General features: G+C 37.8%; 5 protein-coding genes. 2 read left to right on the top strand and 3 right to left on the bottom strand.

Annotated features, from left to right (window positions below; genetic code table 11):
- A partial coding sequence (locus RT405_RS03455) for a hypothetical protein (RefSeq protein ID WP_313467584.1) occupies window positions 1–200 on the bottom strand: 200 nt, incomplete at its 3' end.
- 669 nt (window positions 201–869) lie between these two features.
- Between RT405_RS03455 and RT405_RS03450 the strand changes: the two genes are divergently transcribed.
- Window positions 870–2,213: a LysM peptidoglycan-binding domain-containing protein gene (locus RT405_RS03450; RefSeq protein WP_313467582.1), complete on the top strand. Its 1,344-nt coding sequence runs from the start codon at window positions 870–872 to the stop codon at window positions 2,211–2,213.
- 551 nt (window positions 2,214–2,764) lie between these two features.
- Window positions 2,765–3,739, top strand: a complete 975-nt coding sequence (locus RT405_RS03445; RefSeq protein ID WP_313467581.1) for a tocopherol cyclase family protein — start codon at window positions 2,765–2,767, stop codon at window positions 3,737–3,739.
- Window positions 3,740–3,796: 57 nt separating this feature from the next.
- Here the strand turns inward: RT405_RS03445 and RT405_RS03440 are convergent, their stop codons facing one another.
- Window positions 3,797–4,927 (bottom strand): DUF1576 domain-containing protein, encoded by a 1,131-nt coding sequence (locus RT405_RS03440; protein WP_313467579.1) that lies wholly within the window; start codon window positions 4,925–4,927, stop codon window positions 3,797–3,799.
- 11 nt (window positions 4,928–4,938) lie between these two features.
- Window positions 4,939–5,124, bottom strand: coding sequence for a hypothetical protein (locus RT405_RS03435; protein WP_313467577.1), 186 nt, complete (start codon window positions 5,122–5,124; stop codon window positions 4,939–4,941).
- Between the last annotated feature and the right edge of the window lie 383 nt (window positions 5,125–5,507).

The following is a 5,507-nucleotide window of genomic DNA, read 5'->3' as shown; positions in this document are numbered from 1 at the left end:
GCCACTGCTAGAGAAATAAGTGGACTGTATAATCCGCCTAAAGCTTCTTTTGGATTGATCAAACCAAAGATGGGACCGATAAGCAACCCGGCAATAGCCATAATCACAATGGATGGCCATTGAATCCGCCAGGCGATCCATTGCGATAAAATCCCCAGCCCAAGAATAACTGTAATAATGATCAATGCTGTTTGTTCCATTCTTTCACCTCTTAAAAATAAAGTTTACCTAATGCTAGGCTAAATAAAAATGTAAAGGACAGTGTACCAAAAAAGGAGATTTTTGTCTTCCCTTTTGAAATTTTTGTTTAGTATAGTGATTAATAATAAAGAAGAAAAGATATTCTGTCATTAAATAAGTCTTTAGCTAAAAAGGGGAATTCTTTTTTCATGAGCATTTAGACAATACTTTTATTTATTGATCATTTATGCAGCTTTTCCTATCTAAATAAGCGAAAAAAGTAAATAAAAATGCTCCAAACCTTTTTAAGGACCTTAAGTCTCTAGCATTTTTGTGGATGAGGTAGGTAAAGGACTCTTAAGGACCTTAAGTTCCTAAAATTTTTATAGATAAGGTAGGTAAATGTTTTTTAGGGACCTTAAGTCTTTAACATTTCTAGAGTTGAGGCTCATAGCCTCTTTTTAAATATGAAAAAGGAGCGTATATTCTTGTCTGAAATTCAAGTCCTATAAGCTATAAAGACGATTTTTACATTATTGATTTAGGTACAAACTTCTGCTCAAAAAAAGATATTAAAACAAAGAATCACTGAGTAAAATGGTATAATAAAGGTGAAAGAAGAGGCAAAAATACCTTACATAGAAAGCAAGCTCATCCAACATTTACTTAAAAGAAAAGGGGTGAGTATCATGCAACGCAAATCAGTTAAAATCAGTCTCATGCTTTCATTGCTCTTTTTATTCCTATTTTCTCTTGCTTTACCAGTTTCAGCTGCCAGCTCTCAGTATATTACTAAAGGAAATACCAGCACTAAAATGGTTGCTTTGACATTTGATGATGGTTCCGATGGCAAAAATGTTGCTAAGATTCTTCAAATTTTAACGACCAATAAGATTAAAGCTACATTCTTCATTACCGGTAAAGCAGCTGAAAACCATCCACAGAAAATTAAAGATATTGTGGCTCAAGGCCATGAAATAGGCAACCATTCTTATTCTCATCCTGATTTTTCCAAATTGTCTGCTGCTCAAATCAAAACAGAATTGGATAAAACAGAAGCGGCTGTTAAAAAAGCTGCTGGCAAATCTACTAAACCTTACTTTCGTGCTCCATTCGGCTCAGTCAATAATGCGACTTTACAAGCTGTAGGAAACCAAGGCTATACTAAAACGATCGGTTGGACGATCGATACGGTAGATTGGAAAGGAATTTCTTCTAGCCAAATTACCAGCAAAGTCATAAACAACGCAACTCCTGGAATGATTGTTTTAATGCATGCCGGAGAAGGGGCAACTGGAACTCCTGGTGCTCTGCAAAATATGATCACCCAGTTGAAAGCTAAAGGATATACGTTCGTTACGATCAGTCAACTGCTTTCAACAGCTAGCAGCGGCCAGTATGTTGTCAAGACCGGTGATACCTTAACTAAAATTGCAGCTTTGTATGGCGTAAGCGTTCAACAACTGATAACGACCAACAAATTATCGAACGCCAATTTGATTCGCGTAGGCCAATTGATTACGATTCCGACTACCAACTATACCGTTAAAGCCGGTGATACGTTAACTCAAATTGCTAAAGCACACAAGGTAACGACCCAACAACTTGTGACTCTCAATCATTTAACTAATCCAAATCTTTTGAAAATCGGACAAATCATCAAGATTCCTGCTGCAACAACTACACCTGCAACTCCAAAATCTACACCCGGTGCCCTAACGTATACGATTAAGAAAGGCGACACTCTTTATAGCATTGCTAAAAAGTATGGAGTAACCGTGCAAGATATCGTCACAACCAATAAATTGGCTAATGCTAATGTGATAAAAATAGGTCAAGTCATAAAAATACCTGGCAAAACGTCTGCTGCTCCTACGCAGCCCACGACAGTGAAGTATACCGTTAAAGCCGGAGATACCGTGTACAGCATTGCCAAGAAGTATGGCACGACCGTTCAAAAAATAGCCTCTGCTAATAAATTGAATGCAGCTTATCTCATTAAAGTTGGGCAAGTGCTCACGATTCCAAAATAAGGTGCTAAAACCAAGAACACCCTGAATTGAAACGAAATCAAAAGCCGTGCAGCTATTTAACCTGTGCGGCTTTTGGCGTGTGAAAACTAGTAGGTGATACCGATATGTAATAATAGCAAATTTAACCTGTTGCGTGCTCTAATAAGAATGCAGTAGCAGACTTAAGTCACGATAAACTTCTTTACGTGCCCTAACGAATGAAACACTTTGTTCTTCAGTCACGATAATCCCTTTTGCATGCCCTAATGATCGAGATTACTTGTCTTTAAGTCACGATCAATCAACTACAGAGAGAGTTTTTAAAATAAGGTGCTTTTCGGTGATAACCGAAAAGGTCTGATCGGAATAGTTAAAAAAGAAACGACAATTTATTTACAAAAAGAAGATTGAGTTGACTAGTTTAACCCCAACACAAATACCCATGCTATCCCAATTCATGATACATAAGCATTAAAACTTGTTTGAAAAGAAGTCTGTAGAGTACACTAAGAGTAGTGGAAAGCGTATGCCCTAATCAATAGACTAAAATTCGAGTAGAAGGCGGGTCTTTTATGTTTGATAAAATAACGAATCCGATTTTGTTTCAAGGCAATTTGAACAAGAAACCGTATTTTGAAGGCTGGTATTTCAAGCAAGTTTCGGCAGATGAACGGCAAATTGTTAGTTTGATTCCTGGCATTAGTTTGAATAAAGCTGAATCGCATAGTTTTGTCCAATACATTGTGGTACTGCTGGATGAGAATCAGCAAAAAGTGACGAAAACCGGCTATGTGAATTACCCAATAGAAGCCTTTACTTATCAGGATCAACCTTTTCAAGTCAAGATAGGTCCCAACGTCTTTACTGAATCAGGAGTAGCGGTTCAGTTGAAAGATGAACAAATCGAAATAGAAGGCTCCTTAGATTTTGGCCCCTTATATCCAATTGAAAAATCCATTTTCAGCCCCAACATCATGGGAGCTTTTGCCTATTTGCCAAAAATGGAATGTTCGCATGGTGTGATTAGTATGAATCATGATGTGACAGGCTCTTTAGTGATCAATGACCAGCAAACCAACCTAACAGGCGGTAAAGGCTATATCGAGAAAGATTGGGGCAGTGCCTTTCCGAGAGAATATGTCTGGATTCAATCCAATCATTTTCAAAACCAAAGTACAAGCGTATTTTTTTCAGAAGCACATATTCCTTTTCTCGGTTCATCATTTGAAGGCTTTATTTGCAATTTAGTGACTGATGGCAAAGAATACCGCTTTGCTACATACCAGAGGGACACATGCAATCTCGAAAAAATCGATGCAAATACGGTCAAGGTAAAACTAGAAAGTAAAGAAGCACGTTTGATATTGGAAGCTTCGATTGTACAGCAAGGTGAGTTAAAGGCGCCGACAGCTAAAGGGATGCACAAAACAATCAAAGAAGGACTATCGGGTAAGCTCCGCATTCAACTGGATGTGAAAGAAGAAAAACGAACGTATACAGATACCAGTTTATCAGCAGGAATCGAGATCGTTGAGCATGGGGAATAGCTTCTATAGGCAAATAAAATAGACCAGCTAAGCAAAATAACTTAGTTGGTCTATTCATTAATCAAGTGAAATATCTATTTCGGGTGGTAAAACTTTTTTTGTCGTATCAGCAGGCGGCTCTTTCAAAGGCGGCATTTTTCGGTCTTTGCGAATAGTGGCAAATAAATCGAAAATAGGAGCCAATAGAGCAGCGATAAATCCGCCAGAAAAGCCATTATTGTATAGATTCATACCTGCGTGCAAGTAGCTGATGTTTAAAACCAGTGCCATATGGAAAGCACCGGCGATAACTCCGGCCAGCGGTCCATAGTAGCCACTAATCGGTGCCAAAGTTGTACCGAATAAAGCGGCTAGAAGAGCTGAAGTCGAATTGATTTCAGAAGCATTGAAAAGACCAACAACAAAGACACCCAGAAAAATAGGTGCAACATTTTTAAGGTGTTTACCTGCAGCACCAAAGCCGACAATGGTAAAGATCCCGCCAATAATCGGTCCGTTTAATTCTCCGCCGACTAATAAAACGTAAGAAGTAGACAAAGTTCCTAACAAAGCCATATTGATCAAAATCAGGCCAAATGGAAACGAAGCTGAAAAATCTGGCATCGAGCGCCCGGATTGCTGCAGTAAGCGACGGTAATCCACTAAATTCCATTGATTGTAAATGAGTCCAATCAGAAACAAGACTAGAAACAACCCATATAAAATAACAGCAAATACTTGATTATGACCGCTGGAGACAATTTCAACGGTATTGATTTTAATGCCAAAACTGCGCAGCATCGAAATGAAAAAAGTTCCGATGATTCCAGCTGTGAAACCGATATTGTAAAGGCTGAAACCTTGGTGAAAATGAGCAAAGTGTTTGGCTAAAGGAGGCAGTAGGAACCCAATCAAAAAGCCTGCTAGGATTCCTAAAATAATCCCTAAAGTTAATGGCAAATCAAGATTAAAAGTGATCTCACTGACAACGGGACCTAAAGCTGTTCCAAAGAGAGCCGGCAACAAATAGTTTGAAAAAGGAACACGGACGATTTTAGCATAACCATATACTCCTAAAATGATCGGCAGTGAATTATAAAGGTTCTTACCGAATAATGAAAAACCAGCAACTGTAAAGATCGCCGCAATTAAAGGGCCATTAATTTTTACACGGCTAAGACGAATCAAAGCCAATGTTTTGAAAGTCATCAATGACGCGTTTAAAAGTGCGGAACCAGAATGATCAGGCTTCCTTCCCATAATTCTTTGGAGCTGTTGAAAGCGAACGCCAATAGAAATAAAAATGTACCAAAAGCTAGAAAGACACTGTATTTGACTCGTTCTGTCATCAGTTCATTGGGCTCAGGTCCGGTAGTTTGTACTGTTGTAGGTTTGTAAAATTTCATATTTCATCTCCTTTTATTTAAAACAAGTGAGCAAACATTTTAAAAATAAAAAAGGACAGTGAATAGGGGTTTGGCGTCGACTATTTGAAGGGAGACATTAAGACGTGTTCAGACGTTTTAGTGTTGTTCAAATGCAGATCGGTGTCAAACTCTAATTCCACTGCCCATTACGGTTCAAGTTCAATCGAGTTTTTTTAAAATAAACTATCTATTTAGAATTTAAATAGATAACTTCCTTGTATTTTTTTAAGAATAACATGAAATTTAACAAAAAACAATCTTAATAAGTCATTTTTTTCAATAAAAATGTACCGCATGAAACTAGATGGTGGTATCTAAATTTAGGGTTGAAGAAAAAAGAAGTATACTGATAATAATGAAGC

Source organism: Carnobacterium sp. (assembly GCF_032094055.1).
Lineage (GTDB): Bacteria > Bacillota > Bacilli > Lactobacillales > Carnobacteriaceae > Carnobacterium_A.
This window is presented reverse-complemented; position numbering and strand designations above follow the sequence as displayed.

Coding starts and splice junctions, on each gene's coding strand:
- RT405_RS03440 (WP_313467579.1), bottom strand. CDS start 4,927: ATGACTTTCAAAACATTGGCTTTGATTCGTCTTAGCCGTGTAAAAATT.
- RT405_RS03445 (WP_313467581.1), top strand. CDS start 2,765: ATGTTTGATAAAATAACGAATCCGATTTTGTTTCAAGGCAATTTGAAC.
- RT405_RS03450 (WP_313467582.1), top strand. CDS start 870: ATGCAACGCAAATCAGTTAAAATCAGTCTCATGCTTTCATTGCTCTTT.
- RT405_RS03435 (WP_313467577.1), bottom strand. CDS start 5,124: ATGAAATTTTACAAACCTACAACAGTACAAACTACCGGACCTGAGCCC.